This window comes from Nakamurella alba, from assembly GCF_009707545.1.
Classification (GTDB): Bacteria; Actinomycetota; Actinomycetes; order Mycobacteriales; family Nakamurellaceae; genus Nakamurella; species Nakamurella alba.
This window is the reverse complement of sequence record NZ_WLYK01000002.1, coordinates 232,535-253,664: the sequence shown is the minus strand read 5'-3', so window position 1 is coordinate 253,664 and position 21,130 is coordinate 232,535. Positions and strand designations below refer to the sequence as shown.

Sequence of the window (21,130 nt, the reverse complement as noted above, 5' to 3'; positions counted from 1 at the left end):
ACAGCCTGCGCTTCGAGCCCGGCTCAGTAGCCCCCGCCACCGGCCAGCGACACGGCGCCGGTCGGGTGCCAGACGGTCTTGAACTCCAGGAAGGCACGCAGCCGGCCGAGTCCCGGCTCCTTCGTCGGGTCGAAGGCGGCCGGCGCGTAGACCCGCTTCACCGTCCCGGCCGCGGCCCGCTCCAGCTCGGTGCGCAGCTCCGGCCCGACGCCGGTGAGATCGAGGGCGTTGACGTCACCGTGCGCGGCCAGGTGCGGCATGATCTCCGCCGGGTCGCCGGTGAGGATGTTGACCACGCCACCCGGCAGGTCCGAGGTGGCCAGCACCTCGGCCAGGGTGACCGCGGCCAGCGGCCGCTCGGTGGAGGCGATCACCACCACCGCGTTGCCGGAGGTGATGACCGGGGCGATCACCGACACCAGGCCCAGCAGGCTGTCCTGCTGCGGCGCGACCGCCACCACCACGCCGGTCGGCTCCGGTGAGGTGAACGAGAAGAACGGCCCGGCCACGGGATTCGAGCTGCCGAGCACCGCGGTCAACTTGTCGGTCCAGCCGGCGTAGTGCACCAGCCGGTCGACCGAGGCGGCCACCGACGCCCGGGCGGCCCTGGCCGACAGGCCGTCCGCCTCCACCAGCAGCGCCTCGAACTGGGCGGCCCGGCCATCCAACATCTCGGCGATCCGGTAGATCACCTGGCCGCGGTTGTAGGCGGTGGCGCCGGCCCAGCCGCCGAAGCCTTTGCGGGCGGCCGACACCGCGTCCCGGCCGTCCTTGCGGGATCCCAGGGCGGCGTTCGCCAGGAAGGCCCCCGACGGGGAGGTGACCTGGTAGGTCCGGCCGGACTCGGAACGCGGGAACGCCCCGCCGACGAACAGCTTGTAGGTCTTGGCGACCGTGACCCGATCCGCCATCAGTCCTCCTCCTGCAGGTAGGCGGCGAGGCCGGAGATGCCGCCCTCGCGGCCGAACCCGGACTCCTTGTAGCCGCCGAACGCGGCGGTGGGGTCGAAGCGGTTGAAGGTGTTGGCCCACACCACGCCGGCCCGCAGCGCGGAGGCCATGCCGAGGATCCGGGAGCCCTTCTCGGTCCAGACGCCCGCGGACAACCCGTACGGGGTGTTGTTCGCCTTCGCGATCGCCTCGTCCGGGGTGCGGAAGGTCAACACCGACAGCACCGGCCCGAAGATCTCCTCGCGGGCGATCCGCATCGACTGGGAGACACCGCTGAACACCGTCGGCGGGAAGAAGAAGCCGCGGTCCGGGACCGGGCAGGGGGAGGTCCACCGCTGCGCGCCCTCGTCGTCACCGGCGTCGGTCAGCTCGCGGATCCGTCCCAGCTGCTCCGCGGAGTTGATCGCCCCGACATCGGTGTTCTTGTCCATCGGATCTCCGATGCGCAGGGTCGAGATCCGTTGCTGCAGCTTGCCGATCACTTCTTCGGCGACCGATTCCTGCACCAGCAGCCGGGATCCGGCGCAGCACACGTGCCCCTGGTTGAAGAAGATGCCGTTGACGATGCCCTCGACGGCCTGGTCGATCGGCGCGTCGTCGAACACGATGTTCGCGGCCTTGCCACCGAGCTCCAGGGTCAGTCGCCGCCCGGTCCCGGCCAGGGTGGACTGGATCTGCCGGCCCACCTCGGTCGAGCCGGTGAACGCGACCTTGTCGATCCCCGGGTGCCCGACCAGGGTGCGGCCGACCTCGCCCGCGCCCGGCAGGATGTTCACCACGCCCGGCGGCAGATCCGCATCGGCGATGATCTCGGCCAGCACCAGGATCGAGAGCGGTGTGGTCTCAGCAGGTTTGATGACCACGGTGTTCCCCGCAGCCAGCGCCGGGGCGATCTTCCAGGCGGCCATCAGCAGCGGGAAGTTCCACGGGATGACCTGGCCGACCACGCCCAGCGGGCGCGGGTCCGGACCCAGCCCGGCATGACGCAGTTTGTCCGCCCAGCCGGCGTGGTAGAAGAAGTGCGAGGATGCGGTCGGGACGTCGACGTCCCTGGACTCCTTGATCGGCTTGCCGTTGTCCAGGGTCTCCACCACGGCGAGTTCCCTTGCCCGCTCGGCGATCCCGCGGGCGATCCGGAACAGGTACTTGCCCCGCTCGGCGCCGGGCATCGACGACCAGACCTTGTCGTAGGCCTTGCGGGCGACCCCGACCGCGGCGTCCACGTCCGCCGCGTCGGCGGTGCTCACGGTCGCCAGCGGCTCCTCGGTGGCCGGGTTGACCGTCTTCAGGTCGTCGCCGCGGCCGTCGACGAACTTGCCGCCGACGAACATCCGGTACCGCTCGGCGATGCGGCCGATCGCCGCCGACTCGGGCGCCGGGGCGTACTCCCAGTCGAGCGGGAACCTCTTGTCGCTCATGATCTCCCGATCTGTCAGTCGACGGTGACGTAGGCGGGGCCGGAGTAGTGGCCGTCCTGCTGGGTGCGGCGTTGCAGCACCAGGTCGTTGAGCAGGGACGAGGCACCGAACCGGAAGAGGTACGGGTCCAGCCACTGCGGACCGGCCACCTCGCGCACCGCCACCAGATACTTCAGTGCGTCCTTCGCGGTCCGGATGCCGCCGGCCGGTTTGACGGCGCGCAGCTCGCCGGTGCGCTGGTGCCAGTCGTGCACGGCCTGCAGCATCACCACGGTGACCGGCAGGGTGGCGGCGGGGGCGACCTTGCCGGTCGAGGTCTTGATGAAGTCGGCGCCGGCCAGCAGTCCCATCCAGGACGCCCGGCGCACGTTGTCGTAGGTGGCCAGCTCGCCGGTCTCCATGATGACCTTGAGCCGTACCCCGCCCGCCGTGCACACCTCGCGGATCGCCACGATCTCGTCGAAGACCTTGCCGTAGCGGCCCTCCAGGAAGGCGCCGCGGTCGATCACCATGTCGACCTCGGTGGCGCCGCTGTCGATGGCCATCCGGGTGTCGGCGAGCTTGACCTCGAGGGAGGACCGGCCGGACGGGAACGCGGTGGCCACCGACGCGATGCCGATCCCGGTGCCGGCCAGCCGCTCCGCGGCCGTGGCCACCATGTCCGGGTACACGCAGACCGCGGCCACCGTCGGGGTGTCCGGCCGCTCCGGGTCGGGGCGCCGGGCCTTCGCGGCCAGCGACCGCACCTTGCCGGCGGTGTCCGCGCCCTCCAGCGTGGTCAGGTCGACCATCGCGATCGCCAGGTCGATGGCCTGCTTCTTGGAGTCCTTCTTGATGGAGCGGGTGGACAGGCCGGCCGCGCGCTGCTCGACACCGACCGGGTCGACACCCGGCAGGCCGTGCAGGAACCGGCGCAGCGAGCTCTCGTCCGCCACGACGTCGGCGAACTCCGCCCCGGCGACCGACGCGGGCGCGGGAGCGGCTGCCGCGGGGCCGGTGACCCCGCCTGCTCCGCCCGGTTGCGGGAGTGCTGTGGTCATCCGCCGATCCTATGCGCCCTTCCGCGCGCGGTCCCGGTGTCACCCCGGTCCGTCCGGGGTCACCGGTGCGCCGCGGCGGCGGTCGCCCGGCTACCGTGGGCGCGACCTGCACCCCTGCCCCGAGAGGACGCCGGCATGCCCGAGCCGCACGCCATCCCCGCCGGACTCGACGTCACCGTGGTGGACCACCCGCTGGCCGCCGCCCGGCTGTCGACGATGCGGGACGCCCGCACCGACAACGCGACATTCCGGGCGGCGCTGCGCGAACTCACCCTGATGCTGATCTACGAGGCGTCCCGCAACCTGGCCGTCGAGCGCTACCCGATCCACACGCCGGTCGCCCGCACCACCGCCTTCCGGCTGGGCAACCCGCCGCTGCTGGTGCCGGTGCTGCGGGCCGGTCTCGGGATGGCCGACCAGGCGCACGCCCTCATCCCCGAGTCGCAGATGGGGTTCGTCGGACTGGCCCGGGACGAGGAAACGCTGCAGCCCACGCCGTACATGGAGTCGCTGCCGGAGACGCTGGCCGGTCGCCCGGTCTACGTGCTGGACCCGATGCTGGCCACCGGTGGGTCGATGGTGCACACCATCGAGCTGCTGACCGCGCGCGGCGCCACCGACGTCACCGCGATCTGCACGCTCGCCGCGCCGGAGGGGCTGGTCACGCTGGCCGAGGCGAACCTGCCGTTGCGGGTGGTCACCGCCTCGGTCGACGAGCGGCTCAACGACTCCGGCTACATCGTCCCCGGCCTCGGCGACGCCGGTGACCGGCAGTTCGGCTCGGTCTAGGGGTATCCGGAGGACCGGGAGAGACGACGGGTTCCCGCGGATGCGCAGAATTCCGGCCACCCCGTGCAACCCGCCGGACCCCGGCCTCCGTCCAGTCACCATGAGCCGAGGACCGAGTACTCCCACGACCCTTTCCCGCCGTAGCGCCGGCGGCCTGGCCGCCCTGGTCGCGGCCGGGCTGCTCGTCGCCGGGTGCGCGCAGGCCGCCCCCGCCGGCTCCGCCGGCACGTCCGACGCGCCGACCTCCGCAGCGGCCGGCTCCGGGACGGCCTCCGATCTGCCGACGTCCGCCCCGGACTCCCCGGTGCCGTCGTCGCCGGGCGGGCCGGCCTCCGGGAGCGCGGGTGATGCCCCGACACAGCCCGGAGGTGGTGGCGCGGCCGGGATCTCGCTGCCGCTGACCACCTGGGTGGTGACCGACTCGGCCGACGTGAAGGGGCATGACCTGGTCGAGGGCAGCTCGATCACGCTGAGCATCACCGACAGCACCCAGCTCGGGGTGCGGGCCGGCTGCAACAGCATGGGCGGCACCCTGGCCGAGGCCGACGGCGTCTGGACGGTGTCGGAGCTGTCGCAGACCGAGATGGCCTGCGAGCAGCCGCTGATGGACCAGGACAGCTGGGTCGCAGAATTCCTGCAGGCCGGGCCGAAGGCCGAGTACGGCGACGGCAGCCTGGTGCTGACCGGCACCGACGGGTCGTCCATCACCTTCGGGATGCAGCAGCCGGCGTCGCTGACCGGCACCAACTGGGTGCTCGACGGCATCCTCGACGGTGACGTCGCCTCCTCGATCCCGGCCGACGTGAACGCCTGGCTGCGGGTCGACGGCACCCAGCTGTCGGTCAACGGCGGGTGCAACGGCGGCGGCAGCACCGTCGCGGTCACCGAGGGCACCCCGGACACCCCCGGCTCGATGGAGATCGAGGGCATCGTCAGCACCATGATGGCCTGCGACGAGGACATCATGACGGTCGAGCAGACCATGTTCGGCGCCCTGGACGGGACCGTCTCCTACCTGCTGACCGACCAGAGCCTGGTCATCACCGCCGCCGACGGCACCGGCCTGATGTTCCGCGCCGCGCCGGCCGTCTCCGGTGGCGCCGCGACCGAAGGCCAGCCGGGCGACAAGATCGAGCCCGGCAGCGAGAGTGCCGCGCCCACACCGGACGTGCAGATCCCGTCGCAGCCCGCCGGCGACAAGTGAGCGCTGCCCGGTCGGTCCGGCCGGGCGCCAGGACGTCCTGACGAAGGCCGGCGGAGCGGTGTGCGCACCGTTCCGCCGGCCGACCAGTCAGCCCAGCCCGACGAGCTCGGCGGCGGCGGCCTTGAGCCGGCCCAGCCGCTCGGTCGCCTCCGCCCGGATCGCGGTGAGATCGCCCGTGCCGTCGGGCACCTCGGCGACCACCTCGAGATAGCACTTCAGCTTCGGTTCGGTGCCGGACGGCCGGATCACCACCCGTGATCCGGCCGCGGTGCGGATCAGCACGGCGTCGGTGCGCGGCAACAGGTTCCGGGCGTCGACGATCTCCTCGCCGGCCAGCGAGCCGGGCAGCCCGGACCGCAGCCGGGCCATCGCCTGTTCGATCAGCGACAGGTCGGTGACCCGCACCGACAGCGCGCCGGTCAGGTGCAGGCCGTCCCGGCGGGCGATGTCGTCCAGTGCGTCGGCGACCGTCCGCCCGGCCGCCTTCAGCCCGGCCACCAGGTCCACCGCCAGCACCGCGGCCGAGATGCCGTCCTTGTCCCGCACATGATCCGGGTCGACGCAGAGGCCCAGCGCCTCCTCGTAGCCGAACACCAGCCCGGTGCCCGCGCCGTCGCCCGCCCGGACGATCCACTTGAACCCGGTGAGGGTCTCGTCGTACCGCACGCCGTGCGCCGCGGCCACCGCCCCGAGCGCCTGCGACGAGACGATGGTGGTGGCCACCAACGGATCCGGGTGCTCCGCGCGGTCCAGGTGCCGCAGCAGATGATCTCCCAGCAGGGTACCGGTCTCGTCGCCGGACAGCATCCGCCAGCCGTCCGGGCCGCGCACGCCGATCGCGCACCGGTCGGCGTCCGGGTCGTTCGCGATCGCCAGGTCCGCGTCGACGGACTCGGCCAGTGCCAGCAGCAGGTCGGTGGCCCCGGCCTCCTCCGGGTTCGGGAACACCACGGTGGAGAAGTCCGGGTCCGGCACCCGCTGCTCGGCCACCACGTGCACGTCCTGCACGCCGGCCAGATCCAGCGCCCGGACCAGGATCTCACCACCGACGCCGTGCAGCGGGGTGGCGGCGACACGGACCGCGGACCGCTGCTCCGGCGTGCTGCCGGACCGCTGCGCCACCGCGGCGGCCGCGGCCAGGTAGTCGGTCAGCAGGTCTTCCGGCCACGGCAGGACGGCACCGGAGGCGTCGATGTCCTTCGCCGGACCGGCCGCCGCGATGCCGGCCTCGATCTGCACGTCCGACGGGCCGACCAGTTGGGTGCCGCCCTTGAGGTAGACCTTGATCCCGTTGTCCTGCGGCGGGTTGTGCGAGGCGGTGACCTGTACCCCGGCCGCGGCGCGTAGCGCCCGGGTGGCGTAGGCGACGAGCGGGGTGGGCAGCGCGGACGGCGCCAGCAGCACCCGGAAGCCCTTGGCCGCAAGGGTTCCCGCCACATCCTTGGCGAACTCCTCGGACCGGTGCCGGGCGTCGTAGCCGACCACCACGGTGCTGCCGATCTCGCGCAGGCCGTGCAGGTAGGACGCGAGCCCGGCCGCGGTCCGCCGCACCACGGCCAGGTTCATGCCGGCCGGCCCGGCCCGCAGCGGCCCCCGGATGCCCGCGGTGCCGAAGGCCAGTGGCGCGCTCATCCGCCGGTCCAGCTCGGCCGCCGCGGCGCCGTCGCCGTCCAGCGCGGACCGCAGCACCCGCTGCAGCTCGGCCCGGTCGCCCTCGTGCGGGTCGTCGGCGATCCAGGTCAGCGCGGCGTCCCGGAGGGCCGGCGACAGCGCCATCGTCAGGCCCTCGTCAGCACGTCGGCCAGCAGCGTCCCCATCCTGGCGGCCGCGTCCCGGCCGGTCTGCAGGACCTCCTCGTGGTCCAGCGGCTCCCCGGTCATCCCGGCGGCGAGGTTGGTGACCAGGGACAGGCCGAAGACCTCGGCGCCCGCCTCCCGGGCCGCGATCGCCTCGAGCACGGTGGACATGCCGACCAGGTCGGCGCCCATGGTGCGCAGCATCCGGATCTCCGCCGGGGTCTCGAAGTGCGGCCCGGGCAGCTGGGCGTAGACGCCCTCCTCCAGCGACGCGTCGAACTCCTTCGCCAGCGCCCGCACCCGCGGCGAGTACAGGTCGGTGAGGTCGACGAAGTGCGCTCCCTCGATCGGCGAGGTGGCCGTCAGGTTGAGATGGTCGGAGATCAGCACCGGCTGCCCGGGCGACATCCCCTGGCGCAGACCGCCTGCCGCATTGGTCAGCACCACCAGCCGGGCGCCGGCGGCCACCGCGGTGCGGACCGCGTGCACCACCGGTCGGACCCCGCGGCCCTCGTAGAGGTGGGTGCGGCCGAGAAACACCAGTGCGCGCTTGTCGCCGATGGGTACCGACCGCACCCGGCCGGAATGGCCCTGCACGGTCGGCGGCAGGAAGCCGGGCAGGGTGGCCACGTCGATCTCCGCGGCCGGCTCGCCCAGTGCGTCTGCGGCCGGCAGCCAGCCGGAGCCCATCACCAGGGCGACGTCGTGGTGCAGCGTTCCGGTGGCCTTGGCCAGGGCGTTCGCGGCGGCCGCGGCCTGCTCGCGGTGGTCGGTCGGGATCGGCTCGCTCATGCGCGCGAGCCTATGCCACGCCCCCGAGCAGTCCGATGATCGTCGCGCCCCACTCCAGGGCGCTGCCCAGGCCGCGGGCGAGGACGAACCCGGCAATCACGCACAGCACCGCGACCAGGGCTGCCACCACCACGGTGCGCAGCGACCGGACGTCGCCGTTTTCGGCGGCGGTCTTGGGCGGCAGGGCCCGCAGCGCCGCCGACGTCCCCTCGGCCCAGGGCGGTGGCGGCAGCGCGGCGCCGGTGGTCGCCCCGCCGGAGGCGGCGATGCTCGCCCGGTTCGCCTGGATGCCGGCCGCCGCACCGGCGCGCAGGGCCGCAACGGCGGCCGCCGCGGTGCCGGCTGCCGGGACGACGCCCGGGGCGGGGACGCCGCCCGGGCCGGCGGTGCCGACAGTGCCGGCTGCGCCGGAAGGTGCGCCGGAACGTGCGCCGGTGGCACCGGGACCGGCGACCGCGCCGGTGGGATGACGGGGCAGCGGCCGGGCGCGACCCGGCCGGGACGGCGCTCCGGGGATCGACGGGGCGCCCCAGACCCGTTGCACCAGCGTCGATCCGAGCGGATCGCCGGCCATGGTGCGGAGGATCCGGTGGGCGTGGTCCAGCCCCATCCGGCGGCGCGGGTCCTTCTGCATCAGCGAACCGATCAGCGCGGTCAGCCGGCCCGCGTCGGGAGCGGACGGCACCGGGTCCTGCACCACGGATGCGAGGGTGCGCAGCGGGTCGCCGGCGTCGAACGGCGGCCGGCCCTGCACGCAGGCGAACAGCAGGGCGCCGAGCCCCCAGATGTCCGACCGCGGGGTGGCGGGCTTGCCGGAGGCGACCTCAGGGCTGATGTAGGCGGGCGAACCGAGCAGCAGGCCGGTGGCGGTGAGGGTGTGCTCCCAGGAGCTGCGCGCGATGCCGAAGTCGGTGAGCTTGATCCGGCCGTCCCGGCAGAGCAGCACGTTGCCCGGCTTCACGTCCCGGTGGGTGACGCCGGCGGCGTGCGCGGCCATCAGTGCCGACGCCACGGCCAGGCCGATGTTCACCGCCTGGCTCTCGGCCAGCGCGCCGCCGGTGGCGATCACCTCGGAGATCGGGGTGGCGTCCAGCAGCTCCATCACGATCGCCGGGGCGTTCCCGACCTGGACCAGGTCGAACACGGTGACCACGTGCGGGTCGGCGATGGAGGCGATGGCGCGGGCCTCCCGCATCGCCCGCTCGGCGACCTGGTCCGCCTGGCCGGAGGGGGTGCCCGGGGGGACGGCGACCTCCTTGATCGCCACCCAGCGATCCAGCGACTCGTCGTGCGCCGCCCACACGGTGCCCATCGCGCCGCGGCCGAGCTTGCGGTCCAGCCGGTACCGGTTGACCAGGTACCGGGCCGGCGTGGTCGGCAGGTCGGGCTCCCGGGGGCGGGGCGGACCGGGCGGACCAGGGGGGACAGGGGGCACGGGTGCCATTGTGCGCCCGAAGGGTGCTGGTTGGGCGTGGGAATCAGGCACGGTGCGCCCGCATGGTGCCGGAGGGCGCGGAACGTGAGCGGCTCCGGGCCGATGGCCTAGCGTGGCCACCATGACCGCCGGCGAACCCGCTGCGTCCGGACGGACGACGAAGGTGCTGGTGGTCGACGACGACCTGCCGCTGGGCCGGGCGCTGGCGATCAACCTGCGGGCGCACGGCTACGAGGTGACGGTGGTGCACGACGGGCGGTCGGCGCTGGACGCGGTCGCCCGGGAGAAGCCGGCGACGGTGGTGCTGGACCTCGGGCTGCCGGACATCGACGGCATCTCGGTGCTGGAGGGCATCCGCGGCTGGTCCGGCACCCCGGTACTGGTGCTGTCGGCGCGGTCGACGTCGGCGGAGAAGGTCGAGGCGCTGGACGCCGGGGCCGACGACTACCTGACGAAACCCTTTGCCATGGACGAGTTCCTGGCCCGGGTGCGGGCGGCGGTCCGGCGCGGTGCGGCCACCGCCGGGAGACCGGACGAGCCGGAATCGGTGGTCACCGCCGACTTCACGGTGGACCTGGCCGCGCACCGGGTGGTCCGGGACGGCGCCCCGGTCCGGCTGACCCCGACCGAGTGGTCGCTGTTGGAACTGCTGGTCCGGCACGCCGGCCGGATGGTGCCCGGCAAGGTGATGCTGACCGAGGTGTGGGGCCCCGCCTACGACGGCGAGACCCACTACCTGCGTGTGTATCTCGCCCAGCTCCGACGCAAGCTGGAACCGGATCCGGCGCACCCGCGGTACCTGCTCACCGAGCCGGGCATGGGCTACCGGTTCGAGCAGGGCTGAAATCGCCCTGGGAATGTGTGGTGGTCCAGGAATCACCGCGGCCCCGCCACCCGTGGCAGGGTGGCGGGGCCGTCGGGACGAGAACCTCAGGCGCTGACCAGCTCCGGCTTCCCGGTCGGCGCGTCCGGCCGGTCGTCGGTGGCGGCGACGCCCTTGCCGGCCGGCAGCAGCACGGTGACCACGGCGGCCAGGGCGACCGCGATCGCACCGACCAGCACCGCCGGGCGGGCGGCGTCGACGTAGCCGGTGGGGGAGAGCACCCCGCCGAACCCGGTGAACACGGCGGTCAGCACCGCGACGCCCAGCGCCACCCCGACCTCGCGGACGGTGGAGTTGGTGCCGGAGGCCTTGGCATGGTCGGCCGGGACCATGTCGGACAGCACCGCGGTGGAGGACGGGGCGAACACCAGGCCCATGCCGATGCCGGCGGCCAGGAACCCGGGCAGCATCCGCGAGTAGGCGACGTCCGCGGTCATGGTCAGCGACAGCCAGCCGATGCCGGCCGCGAGCAGCACCAGGCCGGTGAGCAGCAGGTTGCGGGTGCCGAACCGCGGCGCCAGCAGCCCGGCCAGCGGCGCGACGACCATCGGCGCCAGCGTCCACGGCATGGTCTGCAGACCGGCCTCCAGCGGGCTGCTGCCCTGCACGATCTGCAGGAACTGCACCAGGATGAAGACCGCGCCGAAGGCACCGAAGCTGAAGGCGAACCCGACCACGTTGACCACGGAGAAGCTGCGGACCTTGAACAGCCGCAGCGGCAGCAGTGGGGCTGCGGTGCGTGATTCCCGGAGCACGAACCCGCCGAGCAGCAGCACACCGGCGATCAGCGAGCCCAGCACCTCGAGGCTGGTCCAGCCTGCGTCGTTGCCGCGGACGATGCCGAACACGGTGGCCAACACGCCGGCACCGGCCAGCAGCACGCCGACCAGATCCGCCCGGACCCGGGCGCCGAAGGAGTTGCGCAGTGCATAGGCGGCCAGCGGCACCGACAGCAGACCGATCGGCACGTTGATCCAGAAGATCGCCTGCCAGTTCCAGCCCTCGACCACCGCGCCGCCGATCAGCGGCCCGAGTGCGACGCCGAGACCCGAGATGCCGCCCCAGATCCCGATCGCCAAGGCCCGCATCCGGTCGGGGACCGCGCCGGCCAGCAGGGTGAGCGAGAGCGGCATGATCGCGGCCGCACCGATGCCCTGCAGTGCCCGGGCAGCGACCAGGAACAGCGGGTCGGTGGCCAGCGCCGCCAGGGCGGAGGCCACGGTGAACACGCCGGTGCCGATCAGGAACAGGGTGCGCCGGCCGAACCGGTCGCCGAGCCCGACCGCCAGCAGCATCAGCGCGGCGAAGCTGAGTGTGTAGGCGTTGGTGATCCACTGCAGCTGCTCGACGCCTGCGCCGAGCTCCTCGTGGATGACCGGGAGTGCGCTGGTGACCACCAGGTTGTCCAGGGTGGCCATGAACATCGGTACCGACACGGCCACCACGGCCAGCCAGATCGGGATGGTGCGGGTCTTCGTGGGGGTGCTCATCCTGACCTCCTCCTCGGATCTCTGAATGACTTGTTGTAATCGACTGATAACTTCCGCCGCTGACAGTAGTAATCGACTGATAACATGTCAACATGCCCGCCGAAGTTCCCTCGAAGGAGCGCATCCCCGCAGCTCAGCGCCGGGAGATGGTGCTCGACGCCGCTGCGGTGGAGTTCGGCAGCCGGGGGTACGCCGGCACCACCACCGACCGGATCGCCCGCGCCGCCGGGATCAGCCAGCCCTATGTGGTGCGCATGTTCGGCACCAAGGAGGAACTGTTCCTGGAGACCGTCACCCGGGCACAGGAGGACCTGCGCCGGACGGTGCAGCAGGTCATCGCCGAGGTGGGCAAGGACGATCCGCAGGCGCTGGTCCGCGCCATCGGCCGGACCTACGTCGACCTGGTCACCGACCGGCCGCTGCTGCGGGTGCTGATGCAGTCGTTCCTGACCGGGACCGACCCGACCATCGGGCCGGTGGCGCGGGCCGGGTTCCTGTCGTTCTTCCGGGTGCTCCGCGACGACGCCGGTTTCGACCCGGACCGGGTCCGCGAGTTCCTGGCCCAGGGCATGCTGATCAACACCGTGCTGGCGCTGGACCTGCACCGGCACGACCTGGACCCGGACGCGAGTGCGGTGCTCACCTGCGCGTTCGGCGACAAGGCTGCCGACATCGTGGCGGCCGGCGAGACCGCCTGAGCGGCAGGCGTTCCCGGCATCGGCGCGGCGCGGGCCGGATGCCCGCCCGCCCCTCCCGCGCGCACAAGCGGGGCGCCCACGGCCGAACCTGTCAGCCCCGGCCCTGCGCCAGCCATTCATCGCGGGTGATGGCGTACTCCACGTCCCCGTGCTCGTCACCCGGGATGTGGTCGGGCCACACGGCGTGGAAGAAGCGCACCGGGCGCAGCCCCGCCTTCTCCATCACCCTTCGCGATGCGGTGTGCACCACCATGGTCTCGGCGACCACCCGGGAGACGCCCTGCTCCCGGAATCCCTTGTCCACCAACGCGATCGATCCCTCGGAGGCCAGCCCGGTGTCCCACACCGACCGCACCAGACGGTAGCCGAGCTCGGGGACGTCGTCCGGGTCCTCCGGCCGGGGCCGGAAGTGGAACCACCCCACGAACCGTCCGTCGATCCGCGCGTCACCCATGCCGCCGTCCGGGGAAGCATCCACCAGCTCCGCGGCGAAGAATCCGAAACCCGGTGTGCGCCGGTATCTCTCCAGGATCGCCGGCAGCCAATCGTCCTCGATCTCGGCCCGTGGGGTGGGACGCCCGCCGGTGATGAAGTGCACCACCTCCGCATCGGCGTCCAGCGCTTCCAGCAGGGCGCCGTCGTGCGCGGTGAACTCCCGCAGCACCAGCCGCGGGGTCGTCAGGTGGATTGCCACCCGGTCATGCTGGCAGGCCGCCGCGCCCCGCACCACCGGATTGCGTCGGCCGGGCGGGGCCGCAGTTGCGGTCCCGCCGGGCCCGGGCCGCAGCAGTCTCACCGGCCCCGGCCGCAGCAGCGGTGTCAGCCGTCGAAGGCCTCGAGCAGCGCGTCGGCGGCCCCGGCGGCGGACAGCGATCCGTCGCGGACCGCGGACTCCACGTCCCCCCGGGCGGCCCGCACCGCGGCCGACCGGCGCAGCCGCTGGTCCAGTTCGTCGCGCACCAGTGCCCAGGCCAGGGTGACCCGCTGCTCGGCCCGTTTCGTCTGCAGCCCTTCGGATCCCAGCTCGTCCCGGTGCCGCAGGATCCGCTGCCAGAGCCCGGGCACACCGGCCCCGGTGGCACCGGAGCAGGTCAGCACGGTCGGCATCCGGCCGGCGCCCTGCACCAGGTGCAGCGCCCCGGTGAGTTCGCGGGCGGCGGCCTTCGCCTCCACCTCGTGGCTGCCGTCGGCCTTGTTGACCGCGACCACGTCGGCGATCTCCAGCACGCCCTTCTTGATGCCCTGCAGCTGATCGCCGGAGCGGGCCAGGGCGAGCAGCAGGAAGGTGTCGACCATCCCGGCGACGGTGGTCTCGGACTGGCCGACGCCCACCGTCTCCACCAGCACGACGTCGCAGCCGGCCGCCTCCAGCAGCGGGATCGCCTGGGCGGTGGCCCGGGCCACCCCGCCCAGCGAGCCGGCGCTGGGGGAGGGGCGCACGTAGGCGTCGCGGTGCGCGGCCAGCTTCGGCATCCGCGTCTTGTCACCGAGCACCGAGCCGCCGGTGCGGGTACTGGACGGGTCGACCGCCAGCACCCCGATCCGGTGGCCCTGCTCGATCAGCTGCATGCCCAGGGTCTCCACCAGGGTCGACTTCCCGGCCCCGGGCACCCCCGAGATGCCAACGCGCACTGCAGGTGTCGCCGGTGGGGTCAGGGTGCCGAGCAGCTCACGAGCGGCGGCGCGGTCGTCGGCCCGGGTGGACTCGACCAGGGTGATGGCGCGGGACAGCGCCCCGCGGCCACCGTCGGCGACCGCTGCCGCGAGCCCGGCCGGGTCGTCCCGGCCGGGGATCGGGGCGGAGCGGGTCAAGCCACGTGCCCGAGCGAGGACGACAGCTTGGCCAGCAGGTCCAGTGCCGAGTCGGCGATCACCGTGCCGGGCGGGAAGACCGCGGCGGCACCCATCTCCAGCAGCAGCGGCACGTCGGACGGCGGGATGACACCGCCGACCACGATCATGATGTCCGGCCGGCCGGCGTCGGCCAGCGCCTGCTGCAGCTCCGGCACCAGGGTCAGGTGGCCGGCGGCCAGCGAGGACACCCCGACCACGTGCACGTCGGCGTCGACCGCCTGTTGCGCGACCTCCTCCGGCGTGGAGAACAGCGGGCCCACGTCCACGTCGAAGCCGAGGTCGGCGAACGCGGAGACGATGACCTTCTGGCCGCGGTCGTGCCCGTCCTGGCCCATCTTCGCCACCAGGATGCGCGGGCGGCGGCCCTCCGCCTCCTCGAAGGCGTCGGTGGCGGCCAACACCTTGTCCACGGCGGTGGAGCCGCCGGTGGCGGTGGCCTCGGATCGGTACACGCCGGAGATCGTACGGATCACCGCGGTGTGCCGCCCGTAGATCTTCTCCAGCGCCTCGGAGATCTCGCCGACGGTGGCCTTCGCCCGGGCGGCCTGCACCGCGAGGTCGAGCAGGTTCCCGTTGCCCTGCGCGGCCGACCGGGTCAGCGCCTCGAGCGCGGAGGTGACCGCGGCCGGGTCCCGCTCGGCCTTGAGCCGGGCCAGCTTCTCCAGCTGCGCGGCCCGCACCGCACCGTTGTCGACCTTGAGCACCTCGATCTCGCCGGCCTCGGCCGCGGGCACCTGGTAGCTGTTGACGCCCACCACGATCTGCGCGCCGGAGTCGATCCGCGCCTGGGTGCGGGCGGCGGCCTCCTCGATGCGCATCTTCGGGATGCCGGCGTCGATCGCCGCCGCCATGCCGCCGGCCTTGCGCACCTCGGCGATGTGCTCGAGCGCCTTGGCCGCCAGGTCGTGGGTCAGCTTCTCCACGAAGTAGGAGCCGCCCCACGGGTCGATGATCGACGTGGTGCCCGACTCCTGCTGCAGCAGCAGCTGGGTGTTCCGGGCGATCCGCGCCGAGAAGTCGGTCGGCAGCGCGATCGCCTCGTCCAGCGCGTTGGTGTGCAGCGACTGGGTGTGCCCCTGGGTCGCGGCCATCGCCTCGATGCAGGTGCGGGCCACGTTGTTGAACGGGTCCTGCGCGGTCAGCGACCAGCCGGAGGTCTGCGAATGGGTGCGCAGGGACAGCGATTTCGCGTTCTTCGGGTTGAACTCGGACACCAGCTGGGCCCAGATCGCCCGACCCGCCCGCATCTTCGCGACCTCCATGAAGAAGTTCATGCCGATCGCCCAGAAGAAACTCAGCCGCGGCGCGAACGCGTCGATGTCCAGCCCCGCGTCGACACCCGCCTGCAGGTACTCCACCCCGTCGGCCAGGGTGTACGCCAGCTCGAGATCCGCTGTCGCACCGGCCTCCTGGATGTGGTACCCGGAGATCGAGATGGAGTTGAACTTCGGCATGTGCTCCGCGGTGTAGGCGAAGATGTCGGAGATGATCCGCATCGACGGCTTCGGCGGGTAGATGTAGGTGTTCCGGACCATGAACTCCTTGAGGATGTCGTTCTGGATCGTCCCCGAGAGCTGCTCCGGCTTCACCCCCTGCTCCTCGGCCGCGACGATGTAGAGCGCCAGGATCGGCAGCACCGCACCGTTCATCGTCATCGAGACGCTCATCCGGTCCAGCGGGATGGAGTCGAAGAGCTGCCGCATGTCCAGGATCGAGTCGATGGCCACGCCGGCCATCCCGACGTCGCCGGTCACCCGCGGATGGTCGGAGTCGTAGCCACGGTGGGTGGCCAGGTCGAAGGCGACGGACAGGCCCTTCTGCCCGGCGGCGAGGTTGCGGCGGTAGAAGGCGTTCGACTCCTGCGCGGTGGAGAACCCGGCGTACTGGCGGATCGTCCACGGCTGGGTGGTGTACATCGTCGGGTACGGCCCGCGCAGGAACGGGGCGATCCCGGGATAGGTGTCGAGAGCGTCCAGTCCGGCGAGATCACCGGCGCCGTAGACCCTCTCGATCGGGATGCCCTCGGGGGACAGCCACGAGTCGGGGACGTCGGCCGGAGCCGCCGCGACCGCGGCCCCGCGCAGCGGCAGCCCGGCGAACGAGCCCGGCACGGAGAACGCCTTCGTGGTCGGTGAGGTGTCGGTCATCGGTCCGCTCCTGTGGTCTGCAGCTGCAGCGCTGCCCGGGTGCGTGCGAGGAAGGACGGCAGGTCCTGGCCCACCGCCAGCGAGTCGTCGACCAGCGGTGCCAGCTCGTCCGAGGGCCGCCCGGCCAGCAGCACCCGGCCGACGCCGGCCGCCCGCAGGGCCTCGATCAGCCCGGGACCCCAGTCGGCGTAGTCCTTGTCGGTCCCGGCCAGGCAGACCACCTGCGCGCCGTCCAGCCGGTCCGCGACACCCTCCGCGGAGGCGAGGTCGCCGGTGGTGGTCACGGGGATGCCGCCGGCCGCCAGCGCGTTGGACAGGAAGGTGGTCCGGGCGGTGTGTGCGGCCGCGGTGCCCATGGTGGCGAGTTGCACGTGGCCGACGGGCTCGTCGCGCAGCGCCTCGTACAGCTGCGCCCACCTCTCGCCCGGTACCGAGGGCAGCGGCCGCCGGACGGGCAGGGTCTCCGCGGTCTGCGGGAACTCCGAGACGCCGGTGATCGGCTGCTTGCGGGTGGCCAGCCGCTTGGTCCGCTCGGCGACGGTGGCCGCCCAGCGGGCGCGCACCGACCCGTCGGCCAGCGCCGCGCAGGCGCCGCCGGCCTCCTCGATGGCGTCGAACTCGGTCCACGCCGCCTCGGCCAGTTCCCAGGTGAGGGCCTCGACGGCCGGGGCACCGCCGGCCGGGTCCGCGGTCGCCGCGACGTGCGACTCGCCCAGCAGCAGGTGCGAGATGTTGCGGGCCGTCCGCCGGCCGAGCGACTCCGGCAGGCCCACCGCGACGTCGAACGGCCGCACGGTCACCGCGTCGGCTCCGCCGACGCCGGCCGCGAAGCAGGCCACGGTGGTGCGGAGCAGGTTCGTGTACGGGTCGTACCGGGTGGTCATCGGCCAGGAGGTGACGGCGTGCTGGCGCTGGGCTGGCCGGCCGTCCGCCCCGGAGAGCTCCAGCACCCGGTCCCAGAGCAGTCGGGCCGCACGGAACTTCGCGATGGTCGGGAACTGCTCGTCGGTCGCGGCGAACCGGAACTCCAGCAGCGGCAGCACCGTGGCCGCCGGGCGGCCGGCCGCCTCCAGGTCGCGCAACAGCTGCACGGCGGCGGCCAGCGCCCAGCCCAGCTCGGCGGCGTCGCCGGCGCCGGCGTCGTGCGCGGCCGATCCGTCCACCACGAAGGCGGTGATGCCGAGACCGGCGGCCAGCTCGGCGATCTCCGCCAGCTCGGCCGACTCGGTCGCCTCCGGCGCGGTCGCCCCGGCGCGTACCGCGTGCCCGATCGGGTCGGCGCCGAGCCCGGAGGCCGGGTGCAAGGTCACACCCTTCGCCGCGGCGAGGTCGGCGAGTGCCCGGGCCGCGGGCAGCGCCGGCCCGGTCGGCTGCAGCACCACCGCGGCGAGGTCGAGGTAGACGCCGTCCAGGACGTCGGCCAGTCCGGACGCCGGCAGGGCGTCGATGCCGACGGGCAGCAGCAGCGAGGTGGCGCCGCCCGTCAGTTCCTCCAACACGACCGCCGCGGCCGTCGCCGGGTCGGTCTCCAGCACCGCGGCGCGGACGTCCCAGCCGTCCGGCCGGGGTCCCGGCCCGCGGGTGTAGGGGGAGGCGCCGGGTGCACCCTGCTCGGGCAGCGACTCCAGCAGCTCGGGCGTGCCGAGTGCGGGGACCTGCAGTCCCTCGAGGGTCCGCTTCGACAACATGGCCGGCGCGGCGGCGGCGTCCGGCACGTCGCGCCCGGCCTTGCGCAGCACCCCGGCCGCGGCCTCCTGCCAGCGCGTCTCCCGGTCGGCGCCGGCGGCGGCGTCCGGCGCGGCCGGGTCCAGACGGGCGGTCATCGGGCGCGGTGGCGGCGCGCACCCGGCATCCGGGCGCTCTCCGCATCGAGGGCGAACATGACACGGACTCTACGAGCTTGCGTGAACCGCGGCTCACATGAGCTGGCTCACGTCACACGTTGTGCTGGTCACGTCCGGCGGGCTCCGCGGCTCCGGCGGTGGCCGCCCGCAGCCGCCGCTCCAGGTCGGGCGGGAACGGGGCCGAGGCCCGGGTCCGCAGGTCGATGTGCACGAACTGTGCGTCCATCACGTACGAGACCGCGTCGGTGGTGCGGTTCACCAGGATCGTCCGGATCTCCATCGACCGCCGGCCGACCGCGGCGATCGCGGCGTGCGCGGTCACCCGGTGGCCGGCGTGCACCTCGGCCAGGTACCGCAGCCGGTGCTCGACGACGAAGAAGCCGAGACGCCGCTCCAGCCGGTAGGGCCCGTCCACCTCCAGCTGCTGCTCGAACAGCGGCCGCATCGCCTCCGAGGCGAGGTCGAAGTAGTGCCGGAACCCCATGTGCCCGTTGATGTCGAGCCGATCCGGCCCGACGAGAAGGTCCATCGTGGGCGGCACGGCGAGCGCCGCGGAGAGCTCCGGCGCCGGGGGCCGACCGGTCACCCCTTGACCCGGTGCTGCAGCAGCCAGCTGACCCCGCCCGGGGCGATGAACGCGGCCTCGTCGGCGAGGACCTGCTCCAGCACGCCGAGGGCCAGCATCTGTTCCACCATGTCCTCGGCCTCCTCCCGGGTGGCGAACACCAGCTCGGTGACGGCCGACAGGTCCCCGGCCGGCGCCGGGTCGCCGCGGCCGGCGGCCAGTCGCTGCACCAGCGGGTCGGCGGTGGTGACGTAGTGCCTGCGGTACACCTGCGGCGTGGCCGGATCAGGCCTGCGATCAGCGGGAGGTGCCTGCGCTCGTAGTAGGCGCGGAACTCCTCGTCGTCCAGGTCGGGGTGCTTGCGGATCATCAGCAGCAGTGCGGTCACCGGGTGCGGCCTTCCGGAGGTGGGGGCGCCGGTCGGTGCGCCGGTGGACTGACCGGCCGGAGACCAGCGGGTGGTGGAACTAGGTAGAATGGAGATTAGCAATCGGGACTCGTTCCCGCACTTGTACCACTGATTGACCCGATCTCCGGGTGCAACTAGCATTCGCATCAGCAGCACGTGGCGGCCCGGCGGGCCGCCGGGAGGAGAGCAGGATGCAGCGCAGCATCGAGCAGGGCCGAGCAGCCCTGCCAGTCGTCGGGCAGGACCGCCGTGTATCCCGGTAGGCGGGCGGAGGCGTACCCGGACCGGGTGGCGCTGGTGATGGCCGACACCGGGGAGCAGCTCACGTACGCCGAGTACGAAGCGGCGGCCAACCGGCTCGCGCACCTGCTGCGCGCCGAGGGTCTGCAGCGCACCGACCACGTCGCCTACTTCATGGAGAACTCCCTGGAGATGGTGGTCGCGATGGGCGCCGGGGAACGGACCGGCCTCTACTACACGCTGGTCAACTCGCACCTGACCACGGCGGAAGCGGCCTGGATCATCAACGACTCGGCGGCCGAGGTGGTCGTCACCACCGCCCGGATGGCCGCTGCCGCCGGGCTGCCCGACCTCTGCCCCGGCGTCCGCCGCTGGCTGATGGTCGACCGGCCCGACGAGCTGGCCGGCTCCTTCGAGGACCTGGCCGAGGCGGTCGCACCGTTCCCGGCGACGCCGGTCGAGGGCGAGAAGCTCGGGATGGCCTTGCTCTACAGCTCGGGCACCACCGGGAACCCCAAGGGCGTGCAGCGGCCGATGCCGGACCTGGACCCCAGCGACCCGCTGCCGGTGTTCCAGCTGGTCCCGAAGGTCTACCGGACCCGGCCGGACATGGTGTTCCTGCAGCCGGCCCCGCTGTACCACTCGGGGCCGCAGAGCGCGACGGCCGAGTCGCTGCGCTGCGGCGGCACCTGCGTCATCATGTCCAGGTTCGACGCCGGCCGGTTCCTGGAGCTGGTCGAGAAGTACGGCGTCACACACTCTCTCGTGGTCCCGACCATGCTGTCGCGGATCCTGCAGCTGCCGGAGGAGGTGCGCCGTTCCCGGGACGTGTCCACCCTGGAGGCCATCACCCACGGTGCCGCGCCGTGCCCGGCATCGGTGAAGCGGGCGATGATCGACTGGCTCGGCCCGATCATCTACGAGTACTACGGGTCGACCGAGGCCAACGGCAGCGTCATCTGCGACTCGCACGAGTGGCTGGCCCACCCGGGCACCGTCGGCCGGCCGCTGCTCGGCGAGGTGCTGATCCTCGACCCCGACCGGAACGTGCTGCCCACCGGCGCCACCGGGGAGGTCTGGATCAAGGGGGCGACCAACTTCGTCTACCTCAACGACCCGGAGAAGACCGCGGCCGGCCGCTCCGCCGCCGGTGACATGAGCACCACCGGCGACATCGGGCACCTGGACGCGGACGGATACCTCTACCTCACCGACCGGGTCGGGTTCACCATCATCTCCGGCGGGGTGAACATCTACCCGGTCGAGATCGAGGAGGTGCTGGTGGAGCACCCCGCGGTGGCGGATGCCGCCGTGATCGGTGTCCCGCACGACGATCTCGGCGAGGAGGTCAAGGCAGTGGTCGAGCTGACCGCCGGGCACCGGCCCTCGCCGGAGCTGGCCGCGGAGATCATCGAGTTCTGCCGGGGCCGGCTGGCCCGGTACAAGTGCCCCCGGTCGGTCGACTTCGCGGCGACCCTGCCGCGCACGGCGACCGGCAAGCTGGTCAAGCGGACGCTGCGCGACGCCTACGTCGGCGCCGCCCGGCCGGCCTGACCGCGCCGCCCTTTCCGACCAC

The 21,130-nt window shown here is 73.0% G+C and carries 18 protein-coding genes; 5 read left to right on the top strand and 13 right to left on the bottom strand.

Going from position 1 to position 21,130, the window contains the following annotated elements; genetic code table 11:
• Positions 1-23: 23 nt before the first annotated feature.
• Genes GIS00_RS09720 through deoC form a run of 3 tightly spaced genes read right to left on the bottom strand, consistent with a single transcriptional unit; the run spans position 24 to position 3,408 of the window.
• Positions 24-911, bottom strand: a complete 888-nt coding sequence (locus GIS00_RS09720) for an aldehyde dehydrogenase family protein (RefSeq protein WP_154768226.1) — start codon at positions 909-911, stop codon at positions 24-26.
• The gene (locus tag GIS00_RS09715; protein ID WP_154768225.1) at positions 911-2,368 is read right to left on the bottom strand and encodes an aldehyde dehydrogenase family protein; all 1,458 of its coding nucleotides are present in this window, start codon (positions 2,366-2,368) and stop codon (positions 911-913) included. Before GIS00_RS09715 ends, GIS00_RS09720 begins: the two co-directional genes overlap by 1 nt.
• Before the next feature lie 14 nt (positions 2,369-2,382).
• A complete protein-coding gene (gene deoC, locus GIS00_RS09710) occupies positions 2,383-3,408 on the bottom strand; it encodes a deoxyribose-phosphate aldolase (RefSeq protein ID WP_154768224.1) in 1,026 nt (341 codons plus the stop codon).
• A gap of 135 nt (positions 3,409-3,543) precedes the next feature.
• On the opposite strand from deoC, the gene upp reads away from it, so the two are divergent.
• A complete protein-coding gene (upp, locus tag GIS00_RS09705) occupies positions 3,544-4,197 on the top strand; it encodes a uracil phosphoribosyltransferase (RefSeq protein WP_154768223.1) in 654 nt (217 codons plus the stop codon).
• 100 nt (positions 4,198-4,297) lie between these two features.
• Positions 4,298-5,401: an META domain-containing protein gene (locus GIS00_RS09700; RefSeq protein ID WP_154768222.1), complete on the top strand. Its 1,104-nt coding sequence runs from the start codon at positions 4,298-4,300 to the stop codon at positions 5,399-5,401.
• Between the two features lie 87 nt (positions 5,402-5,488).
• On the opposite strand, the gene GIS00_RS09695 is transcribed toward GIS00_RS09700, so the two are convergent.
• Genes GIS00_RS09695 through GIS00_RS09685 form a run of 3 tightly spaced genes read right to left on the bottom strand, consistent with a single transcriptional unit; the run spans position 5,489 to position 9,424 of the window.
• Positions 5,489-7,177 (bottom strand): phospho-sugar mutase, encoded by a 1,689-nt coding sequence (locus tag GIS00_RS09695; RefSeq protein ID WP_154768221.1) that lies wholly within the window; start codon positions 7,175-7,177, stop codon positions 5,489-5,491.
• Between the two features lie 2 nt (positions 7,178-7,179).
• Complete coding sequence (locus GIS00_RS09690) at positions 7,180-7,989, bottom strand: purine-nucleoside phosphorylase (RefSeq protein WP_154768220.1); 810 nt, start codon at positions 7,987-7,989, stop codon at positions 7,180-7,182.
• A gap of 10 nt (positions 7,990-7,999) precedes the next feature.
• Positions 8,000-9,424: a serine/threonine-protein kinase gene (locus GIS00_RS09685; RefSeq protein ID WP_196073208.1), complete on the bottom strand. Its 1,425-nt coding sequence runs from the start codon at positions 9,422-9,424 to the stop codon at positions 8,000-8,002.
• 121 nt (positions 9,425-9,545) lie between these two features.
• On the opposite strand from GIS00_RS09685, the gene GIS00_RS09680 reads away from it, so the two are divergent.
• Positions 9,546-10,268: a response regulator gene (locus GIS00_RS09680; RefSeq protein WP_154768218.1), complete on the top strand. Its 723-nt coding sequence runs from the start codon at positions 9,546-9,548 to the stop codon at positions 10,266-10,268.
• Between the two features lie 86 nt (positions 10,269-10,354).
• On the opposite strand, the gene GIS00_RS09675 is transcribed toward GIS00_RS09680, so the two are convergent.
• A complete protein-coding gene (locus tag GIS00_RS09675) occupies positions 10,355-11,797 on the bottom strand; it encodes a DHA2 family efflux MFS transporter permease subunit (RefSeq protein ID WP_154768217.1) in 1,443 nt (480 codons plus the stop codon).
• Between the two features lie 92 nt (positions 11,798-11,889).
• Here GIS00_RS09675 and GIS00_RS09670 point away from each other — a divergent pair, with 92 nt between their 5' ends.
• On the top strand, positions 11,890-12,495 hold the full coding sequence (locus tag GIS00_RS09670) for a TetR/AcrR family transcriptional regulator (protein ID WP_154768216.1): 606 nt from the start codon (positions 11,890-11,892) through the stop codon (positions 12,493-12,495).
• 91 nt (positions 12,496-12,586) lie between these two features.
• Here GIS00_RS09670 and GIS00_RS09665 read toward each other — a convergent pair whose 3' ends face one another.
• The 6 genes from GIS00_RS09665 to GIS00_RS09640 form a co-directional block, all read right to left on the bottom strand.
• Complete coding sequence (locus tag GIS00_RS09665; RefSeq protein ID WP_322097784.1) at positions 12,587-13,189, bottom strand: GNAT family N-acetyltransferase; 603 nt, start codon at positions 13,187-13,189, stop codon at positions 12,587-12,589.
• 125 nt (positions 13,190-13,314) lie between these two features.
• Positions 13,315-14,307 (bottom strand): methylmalonyl Co-A mutase-associated GTPase MeaB, encoded by a 993-nt coding sequence (gene meaB, locus GIS00_RS09660; RefSeq protein ID WP_154768215.1) that lies wholly within the window; start codon positions 14,305-14,307, stop codon positions 13,315-13,317.
• The gene (gene scpA, locus GIS00_RS09655) at positions 14,304-16,496 is read right to left on the bottom strand and encodes a methylmalonyl-CoA mutase (protein WP_154768214.1); all 2,193 of its coding nucleotides are present in this window, start codon (positions 16,494-16,496) and stop codon (positions 14,304-14,306) included. Before scpA ends, meaB begins: the two co-directional genes overlap by 4 nt.
• Positions 16,493-18,319, bottom strand: a complete 1,827-nt coding sequence (locus GIS00_RS09650; protein ID WP_154768213.1) for a methylmalonyl-CoA mutase family protein — start codon at positions 18,317-18,319, stop codon at positions 16,493-16,495. Before GIS00_RS09650 ends, scpA begins: the two co-directional genes overlap by 4 nt.
• Positions 18,320-18,431: 112 nt before the next feature.
• Positions 18,432-18,926, bottom strand: coding sequence for an acyl-CoA thioesterase (locus GIS00_RS09645; protein WP_154768212.1), 495 nt, complete (start codon positions 18,924-18,926; stop codon positions 18,432-18,434).
• Positions 18,923-19,174, bottom strand: coding sequence for a hypothetical protein (locus GIS00_RS09640; protein WP_154768211.1), 252 nt, complete (start codon positions 19,172-19,174; stop codon positions 18,923-18,925). The genes GIS00_RS09645 and GIS00_RS09640 overlap by 4 nt, the downstream gene beginning before the upstream one ends.
• Before the next feature lie 389 nt (positions 19,175-19,563).
• Here GIS00_RS09640 and GIS00_RS09635 point away from each other — a divergent pair, with 389 nt between their 5' ends.
• Positions 19,564-21,108: an AMP-binding protein gene (locus tag GIS00_RS09635; RefSeq protein WP_322097783.1), complete on the top strand. Its 1,545-nt coding sequence runs from the start codon at positions 19,564-19,566 to the stop codon at positions 21,106-21,108.
• Positions 21,109-21,130 lie beyond the last annotated feature (22 nt).